This is a genomic window from Sutcliffiella cohnii (genome assembly GCF_002250055.1).
Classification (GTDB): Bacteria; Bacillota; Bacilli; order Bacillales; family Bacillaceae_I; genus Sutcliffiella; species Sutcliffiella cohnii.
Genome location: NZ_CP018866.1, coordinates 1,273,408 through 1,288,292, shown reverse-complemented (window position 1 = coordinate 1,288,292; position 14,885 = coordinate 1,273,408). Strand labels below are relative to the sequence as shown.

The window sequence follows — 14,885 nt, the reverse complement described above, 5'->3', positions numbered from 1 at the left end:
CCTCCTTATGATTTGGATCATTTATTTTCTGAAAAATTGAATCCGATGCAATAAACCATCTGCTATTGCAATGTCTCCTTGGCTCGTAATAGATACTCCTTGTGGCGAAAAGAAGTCACCATCTTCCCCACTGAAACTACCAAACTCGTATAGGAAATTACCATATTCATCATAAACATTCATCCTATTGTTTGACGTGTCGGTAACATACACAAGATTATCCTGATCAACAGCAATTCCTGTCGGCAAGAAAAGGTCTCCTGGCTCTTTTCCCCAATTCTCTAATGGATCTAAATCACCACTTCCGTTGTTAGTTCCCCATTTCCCTAAAAAGTTTCCATTATTATCAAACTTCTGTACACGATTATTAATTCGGTCCACAACATATATGTTATCTTTTGAATCAATAGCTAACTGCATTGGTTGAAAAAATTCCCCATCTCCTGTACCTTTTGATCCCCAACTTTTCTGAAATACAAAGAATGAATTAAACTTTTGAATACGATTGTTTTCAGAGTCAGCCACAAATATATTACCTTTGCTATCTACTGCTACCCCAGATGGAAATTGAAAATATCCACTTAGTGTTCCATATGAGCCATAGGCAGCGACAAAAATCCCTGAATTAGTGAATTTTTGAATTCGATGATTTGCTGAATCGGCTATATAAACATAGTTATACTTATCCACAGCGATTTGTCTTGGAGCGAAAAATTGACCATAGTAATGTCCGTAGCCATAGGGACCACCCATTCCATACATGCTTCCCCACCGGCTAATAAGTTCGCCGTTCGAATTGTATTTTAAGATACGGTGATTAAATGAATCAGAGACGAAGAGATTCCCATATGAATCACTTTGAATATCAAATGGACCTGCATATTGTTTATTATCTGAACGGGCACTTCCTACAGAATATTTAAAGCCTGCAGATAAAATATATTCCTGATATACTACTAGCCTATTATTTCCGGTATCTGTTATATATAGGTTCCCATTTCCATCCGGCAATACTTGATTTGGAGCAATAAAAGAAGTGTAATTCCCGAAACTATATAGAAAATAGTCATTCTGGCTATATTTCATGATTCGGTTATTGTAGGTATCTGCCACATAAAACGATCCAGTTTCTTTGTCAAAATTAATACCTCTAGGATGATAAAACTCATATTGCCCAGTTCCAGGATTGAGATCTCCAATTTTACGCAAAAATTCACCCGTTGAACTATAAATTTGAATTCTATTATTATACGTATCTGCCACGTAAATCTCATCATTATTACTTATCGCAATACCTTGAGGCAACGCTAACTGGCCATCTTCTTTTCCATATTCTCCAATTGTAAGAAGATACACTCCATCTGAGTTATACTTTTGAATCCGGTGGTTGTACTCATCCGTGATATAATAGTTATTATTGCTATCAATAGCAATCTCCCGCGGAAAACCAAACTGGTAGTCACCTAAACCTTCACTTCCCCAGCTAGTAATATATTCAAACTGAGGATTAAATTTTTGAATACGATAATTTCCAGTGTCCGCGACTAATACATTCCCTTCGTTATCAATCACTACACCGAAAGGCATATTAAATTCACCTGGTCCATCGCCCAGCTGTCCGTAAGTTCCTACTATATGTCCTGAGGGATCTATTTTTACAATCCTATGGTTACCCATATCAGTCATATAAATATAACCATGATTATCTTTTGCAAGAGTAACTGGTGTACGAAACAGATTAGAGTCCTCTACTTCATTTCCCCATGAATCTGTATATTCAGGAGTATTGGCTTCTACAGTTATTGATTTATAACCAATTATCATCATGAGCACTAGTAAACATAAAGGGATTTTCTTCACGACATCACCCTGCCCATCTTATAGTAGTAGCTGCCCATGTATAGCCTGTGCCGGCGCTTACAGCAACTGCAATATCACCTTTTTTCAATTTACCTTGTTGTGAAGCGAAATGAAGGCCGATACATGGATCGAGTGCCGACATATGTCCGTGATGATCTAAATACACCGCCTGTTCTTCTTTAAGGTTGATGCCATTCATTAATTGTTTAAACATGGAACGTTTCGTATGGAGTGGAAGCAGTAGTTGAATGTCTTCTATTGTCAGCCCGCTTTTTTCAACTGATTGGCGAATAACTTGGTGAAAGTTTGGAATGGATACGGGGTCTAGTCTTTCTTTCATACTTGCTGGATCTGTTACATCAATGTAATGCATTCGGTTTTCGACTGTCTCAAAACTTGGATAATAGGCGGACCCTCCGGCTGGAACTCTTACATCATTATGAAAAGATCCATCCGTTATAATTGCACTGTCTAAAATCTCACTTTTCGTCGCATTTCGTTTCACTAAGGCTGCTGTACCTCCATCAGCGAAATTAAACATAAATCTTGAACGAGGATTTTCATAATCAATAATTTGTGATTCTTTACAGCCACCAACGAGCAAAATGTTATTAATGGTAGCATCTGATCTAATCATATCCTTCGCTACTTTTAGAGCAATTGGAAAGCAAGAGCTTACATTCATCAACTCAAAAGCGTAGGCATTTTTTGTTCCTAATTCATGACTAATTTTTGGGGCCGACGACCAAACGTAATAGTCTTTATGTGGACTTCCAAAATAAATGACAACATCGATTGATAAAGGATCAACCTTTTCGACTATCGGTTTAGCAGCAGCAATGGCCAAGTCAGATGCATGCATTGTGTGATCAGCAACATGCTTTTCGAACAAGCCAAACTTTTCAATAATTACGTGTTTTGGTATCCCCGACTTCACAGCTAAATCGGCCGCCGTTTCGATTTGTTGTGGAAAAAATACACTCGTTTCTTCTATTCCGACCTTCACTGTCATATTGTTTCTCCTTCCTTCGGTACCATCATCGCTGCCGTTCCAGTTAACACTAATTTTCCATCTTGGTTATGGCATTCCGTTAAAAGCTTAACGATATTTTTTTCTTCTATAAATTCTTGAACTGTACCAGTAGCTGTGATTGTATCTCCCGCAAAGACTGGTGCCGTAAAACGAATCGTTTGCTCCACATAAACAGACCCTATTCCTGGAAGTCGATATCCTAATAATTGAGACAATAAACTAGAGGTTAACAATCCGTGGGCGATAGGCGCCTTAAATCTTGTTTTTTTTGCATACTCTTTGTCAATATGAACCGGGTTATAATCACCACTTAGATCTGCAAAGAGCGTAATATCTTGTTCCGTGAAGGTTTTGCTACAGGAAGCTGTTTGACCTATTGTAAATCTTGCCATTCTATTGTTTCACCTGCTTTTCCTTTATAGTTAAACGGTTCTTTTGAATTTTTCCCGTTGCATTTTTCGGCAGTTCCTCCAAAAATATGATTTGTTTCGGAACTTTATATTTAGCTAGATTCGTTAAACAATGTTGTTGGATTTGTTCCTCCGTAATGAAAGCGCCTTCTTTTTTAGCTATAAAAGCAATTGGAATTTCTCCCCACTTTGGGTCGATACTTCCCACTACAGCGACTTCTTTAATTTCAGGAAGTTGTTTTATAACCTGCTCTACTTCAAGCGGATACACATTCTCGCCGCCTGAAATAATCATTTCCTTTTTTCTACCTACAATGTAGACGAAGCCTTCTTCATCAACTCGAGCCAAATCCCCTGTATGAAACCACCCATTTATGATTGCTTCACTTGTTGCTTCTGGCCTGTTCCAATAACCTTTCATTACATTTGGTCCACGTACTATTAAATTTCCAACGTCACCTTGTTTAACATCATTCCCCTGTGCATCAATAAGCCTGTAATCAGAAAAGACAACTGGTTTCCCTATCGAACCTTTTTTTCGTGGTGCATCTTCGCGACTAAGCATAAAAACGGTTGGAGATGTTTCTGTAAGGCCAAACCCTTGACCAAACAAGAAGCCTTTATCATAATATTCTTCGATAAGCTCCACTGGACAAGGTGCCCCACCACTATAAAACCAGCGCACTGATTTCATTTTTTCTTTTTGAAAGGATGGACAGTCGAGTAATGCTTGGTGGATCGTAGGGACTCCCATTACAACGGTAGCTTCAAACGTTTCTATCATCGTAATGACTTTAGTAGGCTCAAATTTCCCTGGAATAATTATAGCTCCACCTGTAAAAAGTGTTGGGAATGCAAACAACCCAAGTCCACCAATATGGAAAAGTGGCAGCAACACGATGGAACGGTCATGAGACGATAAATCAATGGCCAATATATTATTGAGCGCATTCCAATGCATGTTGCTTTGAGTCAAAATCGCTCCTTTTGGTTTTCCTGTAGTGCCGGACGTATAACATATAATAAATGGGGCCTCGTCATCGATTTCGGGAGTAATAGTAGAATCTGAGAAATTCTCGTAATCTCGAAATCTATTTATATTTACAAGTTGTAATCCTATTTCCTTTTCAATTGAATGCCCCAATTCATAGTAATCCTTATCCACAACTAAAACAGTAGTGCCACTATCTGTTATTTGGTAAAGAAGTTCTGTAACACTTAAACGTATATTTAGTGGTACGGCAACACATTGAAGTCTCGCTATGGCAAATAAAAGTACGATATACTCAAGACGATTTTGTGAAAGTATTGCCACTCTATCTCCCTTTTTCACCTTCAATTCATTGACCAAAAATGATGCAGTATTGATGATGAGTTTTTCAAGTTTTTCGTATGTAAGTTGTTCTTGGTCTGTAATGACTGCGATTCGATCTGGATTAATGTGGGCCCGCTTGCTAATCCAGTAAGCAATCCCTTTCATGCCATCCCCTCCTTAACTTTTTTTAATTCCATCAAAAATTAGTGTCATTGCGGAATCAAACACTTCATCTGGTACATTTTGACCTTCCCAAAATACCCAACGCATTCCTAGAAACTGACCAATTGACATTAAACAATAAGCAATTGTTTCAAGATGAATATCTTTAAATTCCCCATCTTGAACGCCAACCGTTAAACTTTTTAGAAAACCGTCTGCTAATTTTGCGTAGTACCAACGGTAAAGTTCCTGATCTACAACAATAGCTTGCTGCACAATGCTATACAATTCAGGGTGATCCTTAACCCAATTAAAAAACGCCTTAAAACCATTTCTTTGCGCTTCTTCATGTGTTGTAGCAGAAGTCATTTTTTCTTTAATAGCTTTTCTTAAATTACGGTTATAGTGTTGAATAAGCTGATCATAAACATCCTTTTTCGATTGAAAATAATTATAAAATGTCCCCTGACCAACCTCTGCCTCTTGTGTAATATTCACAATAGATGCTTCAAAATAGCCCTTCCTGCCGAAAACCTTTTCAGCAGCATCTAATATTTTCCGTCTTGTTTCCGCTCCTTTCTTCGATAAATTTAGGTTGTCATTTGCTGCGTTATCTTTTTTTGTATTTATTTCTGACATGTGAATCACCTCTCAGTTTTCATTATATTCAGGCAATTCTACCATGTCAAGACATTTTTTGTGGGACGGAGGGACAGGTCCCTCGTCCACACATTTATTGGAAAATCCTTAAATTTGCCGTCTCCAATTCGTTTATAATCCGCTATATATAACAAAACAACGCCCCAACCGAAGTTGAGACGTTGCCTATAAAATTACTCGTTTACCCAGCTTTTTTAACATTCTTTTTACTTTTCTTAACTGGTTTCTCTATGTTAATAATTTGACCAATTCCAAGTTCTTTTGCTTCTTTATTTAAAGACTTGAGTAAGCTGACTACCATTAACAATATTATGATGGAAAATGGTAGAGCTGCCAGAATCATCGTATTTTGAAGAGCTTGTAAACCTCCAGAATAAAGGAGGGCTATTGCAGTAATCGACAGGAAGATTCCCCAAGTAGCTTTTATAATTCTACTTGGATTTAACGATCCATTCGTTGTCATCATCCCTAAAACGAATGTACCAGAGTCAGCTGATGTTACAAAGAACGTAACAATGATTAAAATCGATAACAGGGATAATGCCATGCTCAATGGAAACCCTTCTAACACGCCGAAAAGAGATTCTTCCGGTGCTAATGAAGAAATAGAAAGTAGCCCTGACATTTCCGTAACAATGGCTGCACTTCCGAATGTTGTAAACCAAAGGAAACCGATAACGGTAGGAACGAGTAGTACACCTATCACAAATTCTCGTATCGTACGACCTTTCGAAACTCTGGCAATAAACACTCCGACAAATGGTGCCCATGCAATCCACCAAGCCCAATAGAAGATTGTCCAGCCATTGATCCAGCTTCTTGCTTCTTCGTTTAGCGGTGCTATACGGAAACTCATATTAATGAAATTTTGCATATACGCACCCAATGTATCAGTAAATAAGTTCAGTGTAAAAAGTGTCGGTCCAAAAATAAAAACAGCTAAGAAAAGGACAGCTGTAAGCCTCATATTTATATTACTTAATATTTTTATTCCTTTACTTAAACCCGTCATGGCAGAAATCATAAACAAGATAGTGACAACGAGAATAATAAGCGTTTGGCTTGTCATTGAGCTTGGTACACCAAATAAATAGGATAATCCTCCATTAATTTGCATTGCACCGAATCCTAATGAAGCAGCTACTCCCATTACGGTTGAGACGACTGCAATAACATCAATGGCTTTCCCGACCGAGCCATCCGCATGTTTGCCAATTAAAGGTCGTAACGTACGACTGATTAAGCTTAGTTCCCCTTTTCTAAAAGTAAAATAAGCTAGTGCCATCGCTACTGAACCGTAAATTGCCCATGCATGAATTCCATAGTGGAAGAAAGTAAATCTCATCGCATCTTTGATTCCTTGATCTGTACCTTCTTGACCTGTTGGAGAACTAATCATGTAATGGCTAATTGGTTCATATGTACCATAAAAAATTAGGCCAATCCCGATCCCTGCACTAAATAACATCGCAAGCCAAGTTGGACGTGAAAACTCAGGCTTGTCGTCCTCTTTCCCAAGCTTAATTCGGCCAACTGGACTTACTAATAAATAAAAACACACAAAAACAAACGAAGTCACTAGGACAAGGTAATACCACCCAAATGAGTCCGTTATTACTCCTTGCGCACTATTTGTTGCTTGTTCTAACGTTGAGGGCATGACGATCCCCATAAAAACAAAAATAGCCAATATTACTACTGATGTATAAAAAACAGTTGATGCATTTTTCATATTAAATTTTAACTCCCATCTTTGATAATTCGCAGAGGGTTTTACTTCGATTGGAAACATAAAAAATAAAATTCACACGACTAAAGTATATTTTTTTGAAGTAATACCAAACTTAACCCTAAAAAATTGCGTTCATACTACATACTAAATCTCGAAAAATACCATTGTCCATCTGTTTAGATTTAGGAAAATTAGATAGATAAAATACAGCAGAGGTATTCATTCTGGAATATTGTACAGGATATTTTGAGGAATACTATAACTATAACAAAATTTGCAAAACCAATCACACACGAAAAAAACGCTTATTTACGCTTCAAACCTATCAATCCCTTTTTAGAAAGATTATACAAGACAAATTCTTAATATAACTCTCAGATGCTCGGAATTTGGGGCAGAGGGACAGGTCCCTCGTCCACACATTTTTTGGAAATCCAACCAATGAATACACCTTATTTTCGTTTAGAAATGTTAATTGTAGTTTCATGTATGTGTTTTTTCTCCCCCTTGAGTATTTACGAGAATGAAAGAGGATGTTGGAATATGTTTAAGGACGTGTAGGATAAATCTTCCACAAGAGAACAAACGATGGAATTATCTGAAAAATGCAAGAATACAGAGTTTGATTCATTTATTCTAATAAATGTAAGATTTATATGTATATGTCTTACTGACTTTCATGATTGGCCAATCATAGAGTACTAACTTTTCGGGGGGAGCATTACTTGAAGAAATTTATTACGATATTTACTATTACAATATTTACAATCGTACTAGCCGCTTGTTCTAGTACATCAAGCGGAGATTTAAGCACGTTAGAACGTGCGAAGGAAGAAGGAAAAATAACAATAGGCTTCGCGGGGGAAAATCCATACGCCTACCAAACAGCTGATGGAGAACTAACAGGTCAATCCGTTGAAGTTGCTCGCGCCGTATTCCAAAAGTTAGGAATAGAAGAAATGGATGGAGTTTTAACGGAATTTGGTTCATTAATAAACGGTTTACAGGCAGAAAGATTTGACGTAGTAACTGCTGGGATGTATATAACACCAGATAGATGTGAGCGTGTGCAGTTCGGTGAACCAGAATATAGTATTGGGGAAGCATTGGCAGTTCAATCGGGAAATCCATATAATCTACATAGTTACGAAGACATCGCAGCAAATCCTGATGTAAAAATTGCTGTAATGGAAGGCGCTATTGAATTGTCATATCTAGATGCGGCTGGGGTTAGTCAAAGCCAAATAGAAATTGTGTCAGATATTCCATCTAACGTTGCAGCTTTACAATCTGGACGTGTAGACGCGATTACGATGACTAGTCCTACGTTAGAAGCAGCGCTAGCAACTGCAAATGCAGATAATGTTGAACGTGTAGCTGACTTTGAGCAACCTATTGTTGATGGAGAAAGTGTAAGAGGATATGGTGCAGCTGCATTTAGATTGGCGGATGAGGAATTTGTTCAGGCGTACAATGAAGCTTTACAAGAATTAAAAGATTCTGGTGAACTACTAGAAATTATTAGTGAGTTTGGTTTTACAGAAGATGATCTACCTGGTGACATGACAGCAGCTGAACTTTGTGGAAGCTAATAAATGTATTAGAGCTTATTAGTAGAACAACAGGCGCTCTTCGTCAGGGTGCCTGTTTTTTCTTCCTTCCACCCCACCTTTACTTTTACGGTTAAATGACAATAAAGGAGTGATCATTATCCAGCCTTACATAGAAATTTTGCCGCAGTTACTAAAAGGGGCAAATACAACAATACAAATATTAATTGCCTCCGCGTTAGTGACATATAGTGTTGCGTTTATAGCCGGACTAGGCAAGATATCACGATTTAAGTTGGTAAGGGGCGTAACTACCTTTTATGTAGAAATATTTAGAGGAACATCGTTACTTGTCCAAATGTTTTGGATATTTTACGCACTTCCCGCTTTCGGTATTACTCTTTCTCCATTTTTAGCCGGTGTTATCACATTAGGATTAAACTACGGTGCTTATGCTTCAGAAGTAGTAAGAGGTGCTATTCAAGCAATACCAAAAGGACAAACAGAAGCTGCCATCGCTTTAAATATGAGTCGTTGGCACAGAATGACACGTGTTATTCTACCTCAAGCTATTAGAATTATGTTACCTGGTTTCGGTAACATATCTATCGAACTATTAAAAGGGACATCGTTAGTTTCCTTAATAACATTAGCAGATTTAACGTTTCAAGGATTAATTATACGTAATACTAATTTAAGTTATACATTCCATGTTTTTATAAGTTTACTAGTTATTTATTTCTTAATAGCATTACCATTAATTATTTTAGTACGAAAATTAGAGAACAGAGCAGCGAAAGGGGTGGCTAAATAATGAGTTGGGATTGGGAGTTTGCGATAGAAATCTTTCCTGAATTATTTAATGTTATTTGGCTAGTAATTGGCATAACGTTCGCTGCCTATGCAGTAGCATTGATTTTCGGATTAGTACTCACATTTGGAAGAAGGTCAAAATTTAAGCCTCTAGCTTTAGTAACATACGGGTTTATAGAGTTCGTGCGATCCACTCCGCCGCTAGTGCAATTATTTTTTGTATATTTCGCATTACCACAATTAGGCATTACAATGGACAAATATGTAGCTGGAATTTTAACATTAGGCATTCACTACAGTACGTACGTGTCAGAAGTTTACCGATCCGGAATTGAATCAATCCCAAAAGGTCAATGGGAGGCAAGTAGAGCATTAAATTTCTCAAAAACGCAAACATGGTTTCGCGTTATATTACCACAATCCATACCACCAGTTATTCCAATGTTAGGAAACTACTTACTAGTGTTATTTAAAGAAACACCGTTATTGGGCGCTATTGGGGTTTTAGAATTTTTAACGAGAGCTAAAAATATAGGTTCAGCTTCCTTCAGTTACTTAGAACCTTTTACCATTGTTGGTCTATTATTCTTAGTATTAAGTTACTCCTCCTCTATCATGATACAGAAATTAGAAAAGAAAATGAAAAAGGTACATGTTAGAACGAACTAAATTGAAAGGTGTGATTATATGAGTGACCAACCACTCGTTCGATATAGTAAAGTAAGTAAAAGCTTTGGTGACTTAAAAGTATTAAAAGAATTAGATTTAGCCATAAAGCATCGGGAAAAAGTGGCGTTGATAGGACCAAGTGGATCAGGAAAAACAACGATTATCCGTATGTTAATGACGTTAGAACAGCCCACTTCCGGTGTGATTGAATTGGAAGGTGAGCCTCTTTGGCATAAGGAAGTAGACGGAAAGCTAATAGAAGCAGATGAAAAGCATTTGCGAAAAATGCGGAGCGACATAGGTATGGTATTTCAGCATTTTAATTTATTTCCACATATGACGATTTTAAGAAATGTAACAGAAGCCCCTATTCGTGTCCAAGGATTATCAAAGGAAGAAGCGGAAGCAAGAGCGATAGATATGTTAGAAAAAGTTGGTCTTGGAGATAAGTTAAATGCCTATCCAGCTCAACTATCTGGTGGTCAGCAACAACGAGTAGCGATTGCTAGAGCTGTAGTGATGCGACCAAAAGTGATGCTGTTTGACGAAGTAACATCAGCTCTTGACCCAGAACTTGTAGGAGAGGTGCTACAAGTTATTAAAGATTTAGCAGAAGAAACAGATATGGCAATGATCTTAGTAACCCATGAAATGGACTTTGCCAGAGACGTTGCAGACCGTATTGTTTTTTTACACGATGGTCAAATAGAAGAAGAAGGTGCACCACAAGAGGTATTAGGAAACCCTAAATCTGAGAGGCTACAAACATTTTTAGGTAGGTTTATGAGTGATACCGGTGCTGTACAAACTGGTTAATGTAAACAGATGAATGTGGACTAGAGATAAGCCCCTTTCCCTTCCGATGTAATGACGAAAGGACAAGGTTAGAGGGGCTTTTCCTGGGAACCAAAAGTGTGGACGAGGGATTTCCCACGTCCACACTTTATATTTTGAATTCGATTTCTTCGTCTGCGATATAAAAACCTTTTGCTTCCACTTCTTTTCGTAATTCCCCATCTGCGCGTAATACAGGGTTTGAATGGTTCAGATGGATAAAATAAACTTGTGTTGACTCTACTAAATCTTGTAGTCGATCCATCGTTTCCGTCATTGGTGGGTGAGGAATTTGCCCAAAGTCGCGGTTAATTTTTGCTAAATCGTACTGGGAGTGAAACGTTCCATCGAGAAAACAAATATCCGCCTCTTTCACCGCTTCAGAAATATCCATATCCCATTCATCCCATCGATCGATATCTGGAATAAATAATACTTTTTTATTCGGACCTTGAATCCAATAGGAAAAAGTTTCCGAAAACTCATTGCGATGTGGAACGAGAACTGGTGTAACGGTTACGTCCTTTGATAAATTAACTGCTTCTTTATCATTAATTTCTTCGACAACGATGTTTTCAAGGGCAGTTAATTGGCTCCATGGTGCATCCGTTTCAAGCAATTTTTTCATTTTTGCTCCTGCCATGACTGGTAACTTGTTAGCATTTATTGCTTCTTTTCCTAAAAACATTAATCCTGGGTAATGACCGATATGAGCATGTGTTAGAAAAATACTACTCATCAACTTCGATTCCATTCCATATTTCATTTGCAATCGTGCCATTTGTTCCCTTAAATCTGGTGTTGCCTCAATTAAATGCCATTTCTGTTCCTCTGGTAGAACAATAGCCAATGATGATGCGGTTCTCTTCCATTTATGGTCTGCTATTGCTCTTTTACAATTTTCACAAAAACAATTTGGATGAGGTAGTCCGCCATCTTGAGCAGTACCCGTTACACTTAAAATAACTTCACTCACTATAAAGCCTCCTCTTTTGCAGGTGTCGATTTTATTTCATGGCTGTAATCTTTTCGTGTTATCGTCCAACCCGTGAAACCGAAAAGGAGATTGATTAATGGTACAAGATAGATAAAGAATGCGTACGGTATAAACTCCCATGCACTGATACCAAAAATACTAGAAGCAAAGACAGCCGGTACACTCCATGGTATAAGATTGATTCCAACCGTCCCCATTGACTCAACCGCTCTTGATAAATTTTTCGTATCGATTTTCATATCTTTATATTTTTGAACAAACGTTCTTGCAGGTAATATAATGGCTAAAAACTGTGCGCCGCTCGCTAGTCCGACAGCCAACGTTGTTAATAGAGTAGAACCAATAAGCGTTCCAGTAGTTTTCACTTTTTCCATCATTCTTTTCGTTAATACTTCAAACGAACCAGTTTCTTCTAAAATACCACCAAGTGCCGTTGCAATGATCAAAATGCCAACCGTTCCGAGCATCGAAGTAAGTCCACCACGATTTAACAATGAATCTACTGCACCAACTCCCGTTTCAATAGAAAAGCCACTCGTCATAAATTGAACGATAGAACTTACGGAAGTACCCTGTACAACAACTGCTAACACAGCTCCTAATAAACTAACACCCATTAAGGCAGGTAATGCTGGTACGCGTTTTAACATTAGTAGAATCGTTAAAACCGGAAGTAATAACAGCAACGGATGAATAACAAACGCTGCGCCTAATCCTTGCATCATGGCTTCAACAGTACTTGAATCCATTTGTGAACCTGCTACTTCAAAACTACCAAACAACCAAAATAATAATAGAGATAACAAAAACGCAGGAATCGTATCCCAAAGCATATGTTTAATATGACTAAATAAATCCGTATCAACCATAGCTGCCGCAACATTCGTAGTGTCTGATAATGGGGACAGCTTATCTCCGAAATAAGCTCCTGAAATAACAGCACCTGCTACTAGTGCCGGTGAAAATCCTAATCCTTCTCCAATTGCCATGAATGCAAGCCCAACCGTTGCAATCGATGTAAAGGAAGTTCCTAACGTAATCGCAACGATACCCGTTACGAGAGCGACGAGTGGAACAAACCAAGACGGATCAATTATCATCATCCCATAATAAATCATCGTTGGAATAACCCCACTCGCTATCCAAGTTCCAATAATCATTCCGATTGCTAATAAAATTAATACTGCTGGTAAAGCTCTTGATACTCCATTGACCATCATTTGTTGTACATTATTCCAACTCCATCCACAGCTAATAGCGATGATGGAAGCTAATATCACCCCAACAATTAATGGAAAGTTCATCCCTGCCTTCCAAATAAAAATAGAACAGGCTGCTGCAGCGATTAAACCTAATAAAGGAATTAGTGATTTCCCGAAGGTTACATTTTTTTTCATTATTATCCCCCCAATACCTATTCTAAAAGTAAAATACTTTAACACTTTAAAGCTTTTACGCTTTTATGCTTTTATGCTTTTATGTAACGTTAATGATATTGAGATATTAAACAATTTCTACTAATCTGTCAACAGTGTGGTCAGAGCTCCCTCGTCCACTCAGACAAATTTATAACCACACCTACCTAACACAATGGTATAATCTGTATAGGAATTAATAACAGAAAATTCTTATAAAGGGGTGACTAGTGTTTTATTGTATTTACTAACCTTATTGTAGTAAGTGTATAGTTTACTTTTAAGTGTGGTACATACTCCTTTCAATAACAGTGCTGGAAGGATTGCACTCCCTCTCTCAGTTGAAAAAAATGTTTGGACAAGGGATGTCCCCGCGTCCACGGAAAAGGTGGTAGTATGATGAAATTAGGAGCATTTTCGGTCAGTTTAAACGTGAAAGATATTAACGCATCAAAACTATTTTACGAAAAATTAGGGTTTCAAACGCTAGGTGGGGATATTAGTCAAAATTGGCTTATTTTAAAGAATGAAAACTGTGTTATCGGGCTATTCCAAGGTATGTTTGATAAGAATATCCTTACTTTTAACCCTGGTTGGGATCAAAACGCCCAAAATATTGATTCTTTTACCGACATTCGGGAACTTCAAAAGCACCTTAAGGAAAATGGGATATCGATACAGCGTGAAGCGGATGAATCCAGTGAAGGGCCAGCATACTTTACTATTGAAGACCCAGACGGGAATCAAATTCTAGTTGACCAACATCGATAAATGTGTGGGAAAATACAACCTACAGGAAAATGATTCAGAGCACATCTTCCATCTCATTGAAACATTCACAACTTGTATCCGTATTATCCTGTAGGGGGATAATCGTCATGAAAATTAATAAACTGTTTTTATTCTTACTTCTGCTCTTACTACCAAGCGTTGTGGCGGCTGAAGATAATATCCACGTGGTCAAAATAGGAGGGCAAGAGTATACAGTAAACGCCACTGCCTATGAAAATGGATATAGTTATACTGTTACAACGGATGGAACTACCTATATTTATGAGTGCCATGGTGCGGGAGACGTTACTACTTGTTCCGGTAGATTTGTTGGGAACGACGATGCTACTGTCACGGAAATGAGTAGGATGGAAGAAGCTGTTCAGCATTATGAAACTACATATGGTACACCTCGACTGGAAAAAATTGAGTCAAGGTCCGGTAATGTTCTGATGGGCCTATTCGTAATTGGAGTGGGTGCGTTTTTAACCTTTGCTCCAAAAGCTGCATGGTACCTAGAGATAGGTTGGAAGCTAAAAGACGCAGAACCAAGTTCGATTGCAATTACGATGAACATCTTTTTTGGAATTATCATCGGAATTGTTGGAGTAGTAATGTTGTTTTCTTAAGAAGTGAAATAAGTATAGTTTGGAAAAAAATGTGT

At 37.8% G+C, this 14,885-nt stretch carries 14 protein-coding genes; 6 read left to right on the top strand and 8 right to left on the bottom strand.

The genetic code is table 11. The features are described 5' to 3' along the window. Positions 1-21: 21 nt before the first annotated feature. The 6 genes from BC6307_RS06160 to BC6307_RS06135 form a co-directional block, all read right to left on the bottom strand. The gene (locus BC6307_RS06160; RefSeq protein ID WP_066410862.1) at positions 22-1,824 is read right to left on the bottom strand and encodes a 6-bladed beta-propeller; all 1,803 of its coding nucleotides are present in this window, start codon (positions 1,822-1,824) and stop codon (positions 22-24) included. A gap of 40 nt (positions 1,825-1,864) precedes the next feature. After that, positions 1,865-2,866, bottom strand: a complete 1,002-nt coding sequence (locus BC6307_RS06155; protein ID WP_084380071.1) for a 3-oxoacyl-ACP synthase — start codon at positions 2,864-2,866, stop codon at positions 1,865-1,867. A gap of 2 nt (positions 2,867-2,868) precedes the next feature. Then, a complete protein-coding gene (locus BC6307_RS06150) occupies positions 2,869-3,285 on the bottom strand; it encodes a MaoC family dehydratase (protein WP_066410719.1) in 417 nt (138 codons plus the stop codon). A 1-nt stretch (position 3,286) separates the two neighbouring features. Further along, complete coding sequence (locus BC6307_RS06145) at positions 3,287-4,783, bottom strand: o-succinylbenzoate--CoA ligase (protein WP_066410720.1); 1,497 nt, start codon at positions 4,781-4,783, stop codon at positions 3,287-3,289. Positions 4,784-4,795: 12 nt separating this feature from the next. Continuing rightward, on the bottom strand, positions 4,796-5,419 hold the full coding sequence (locus tag BC6307_RS06140) for a TetR/AcrR family transcriptional regulator (RefSeq protein ID WP_066410722.1): 624 nt from the start codon (positions 5,417-5,419) through the stop codon (positions 4,796-4,798). A 202-nt stretch (positions 5,420-5,621) separates the two neighbouring features. Continuing rightward, positions 5,622-7,172 (bottom strand): glycine betaine uptake BCCT transporter, encoded by a 1,551-nt coding sequence (locus BC6307_RS06135; RefSeq protein WP_066410724.1) that lies wholly within the window; start codon positions 7,170-7,172, stop codon positions 5,622-5,624. A 725-nt stretch (positions 7,173-7,897) separates the two neighbouring features. Between BC6307_RS06135 and ehuB the strand changes: the two genes are divergently transcribed. The 4 genes from ehuB to ehuA all read left to right on the top strand — a co-directional run bounded on the left by ehuB (position 7,898) and on the right by ehuA (position 11,020). Then, entirely contained in the window at positions 7,898-8,764 is an 867-nt protein-coding gene (gene ehuB / locus BC6307_RS06130; protein ID WP_066410726.1) for an ectoine/hydroxyectoine ABC transporter substrate-binding protein EhuB, read from the top strand. Positions 8,765-8,879: 115 nt separating this feature from the next. After that, complete coding sequence (gene ehuC, locus BC6307_RS06125; RefSeq protein WP_066410864.1) at positions 8,880-9,536, top strand: ectoine/hydroxyectoine ABC transporter permease subunit EhuC; 657 nt, start codon at positions 8,880-8,882, stop codon at positions 9,534-9,536. Further along, a complete protein-coding gene (gene ehuD, locus BC6307_RS06120) occupies positions 9,536-10,204 on the top strand; it encodes an ectoine/hydroxyectoine ABC transporter permease subunit EhuD (protein WP_066410727.1) in 669 nt (222 codons plus the stop codon). The genes ehuC and ehuD overlap by 1 nt, the downstream gene beginning before the upstream one ends. 18 nt (positions 10,205-10,222) lie before the next feature. Further along, positions 10,223-11,020, top strand: coding sequence for an ectoine/hydroxyectoine ABC transporter ATP-binding protein EhuA (gene ehuA / locus BC6307_RS06115; RefSeq protein WP_084380059.1), 798 nt, complete (start codon positions 10,223-10,225; stop codon positions 11,018-11,020). 127 nt (positions 11,021-11,147) lie between these two features. On the opposite strand, the gene BC6307_RS06110 is transcribed toward ehuA, so the two are convergent. Both BC6307_RS06110 and nhaC read right to left on the bottom strand, forming a co-directional pair. Then, positions 11,148-12,014, bottom strand: a complete 867-nt coding sequence (locus tag BC6307_RS06110) for an MBL fold metallo-hydrolase (RefSeq protein WP_066410730.1) — start codon at positions 12,012-12,014, stop codon at positions 11,148-11,150. Further along, positions 12,014-13,432: a Na+/H+ antiporter NhaC gene (nhaC, locus tag BC6307_RS06105; RefSeq protein WP_066410731.1), complete on the bottom strand. Its 1,419-nt coding sequence runs from the start codon at positions 13,430-13,432 to the stop codon at positions 12,014-12,016. The genes BC6307_RS06110 and nhaC overlap by 1 nt, the downstream gene beginning before the upstream one ends. A 417-nt stretch (positions 13,433-13,849) precedes the next feature. On the opposite strand from nhaC, the gene BC6307_RS06100 reads away from it, so the two are divergent. Together BC6307_RS06100 and BC6307_RS06095 are read left to right on the top strand one after the other, a co-directional pair. Beyond that, entirely contained in the window at positions 13,850-14,221 is a 372-nt protein-coding gene (locus BC6307_RS06100; RefSeq protein WP_066410732.1) for a VOC family protein, read from the top strand. 107 nt (positions 14,222-14,328) lie between these two features. Continuing rightward, positions 14,329-14,850, top strand: coding sequence for a DUF6199 family natural product biosynthesis protein (locus BC6307_RS06095; RefSeq protein ID WP_066410734.1), 522 nt, complete (start codon positions 14,329-14,331; stop codon positions 14,848-14,850). Positions 14,851-14,885 lie beyond the last annotated feature (35 nt).

Coding starts and splice junctions, on each gene's coding strand:
- BC6307_RS06095 (WP_066410734.1), top strand. CDS start 14,329: ATGAAAATTAATAAACTGTTTTTATTCTTACTTCTGCTCTTACTACCA.
- BC6307_RS06135 (WP_066410724.1), bottom strand. CDS start 7,172: ATGAAAAATGCATCAACTGTTTTTTATACATCAGTAGTAATATTGGCT.
- BC6307_RS06100 (WP_066410732.1), top strand. CDS start 13,850: ATGAAATTAGGAGCATTTTCGGTCAGTTTAAACGTGAAAGATATTAAC.
- BC6307_RS06160 (WP_066410862.1), bottom strand. CDS start 1,824: ATGATAATTGGTTATAAATCAATAACTGTAGAAGCCAATACTCCTGAA.
- BC6307_RS06145 (WP_066410720.1), bottom strand. CDS start 4,783: ATGAAAGGGATTGCTTACTGGATTAGCAAGCGGGCCCACATTAATCCA.
- nhaC (WP_066410731.1), bottom strand. CDS start 13,432: ATGAAAAAAAATGTAACCTTCGGGAAATCACTAATTCCTTTATTAGGT.
- BC6307_RS06150 (WP_066410719.1), bottom strand. CDS start 3,285: ATGGCAAGATTTACAATAGGTCAAACAGCTTCCTGTAGCAAAACCTTC.
- BC6307_RS06140 (WP_066410722.1), bottom strand. CDS start 5,419: ATGTCAGAAATAAATACAAAAAAAGATAACGCAGCAAATGACAACCTA.
- ehuD (WP_066410727.1), top strand. CDS start 9,536: ATGAGTTGGGATTGGGAGTTTGCGATAGAAATCTTTCCTGAATTATTT.
- ehuA (WP_084380059.1), top strand. CDS start 10,223: ATGAGTGACCAACCACTCGTTCGATATAGTAAAGTAAGTAAAAGCTTT.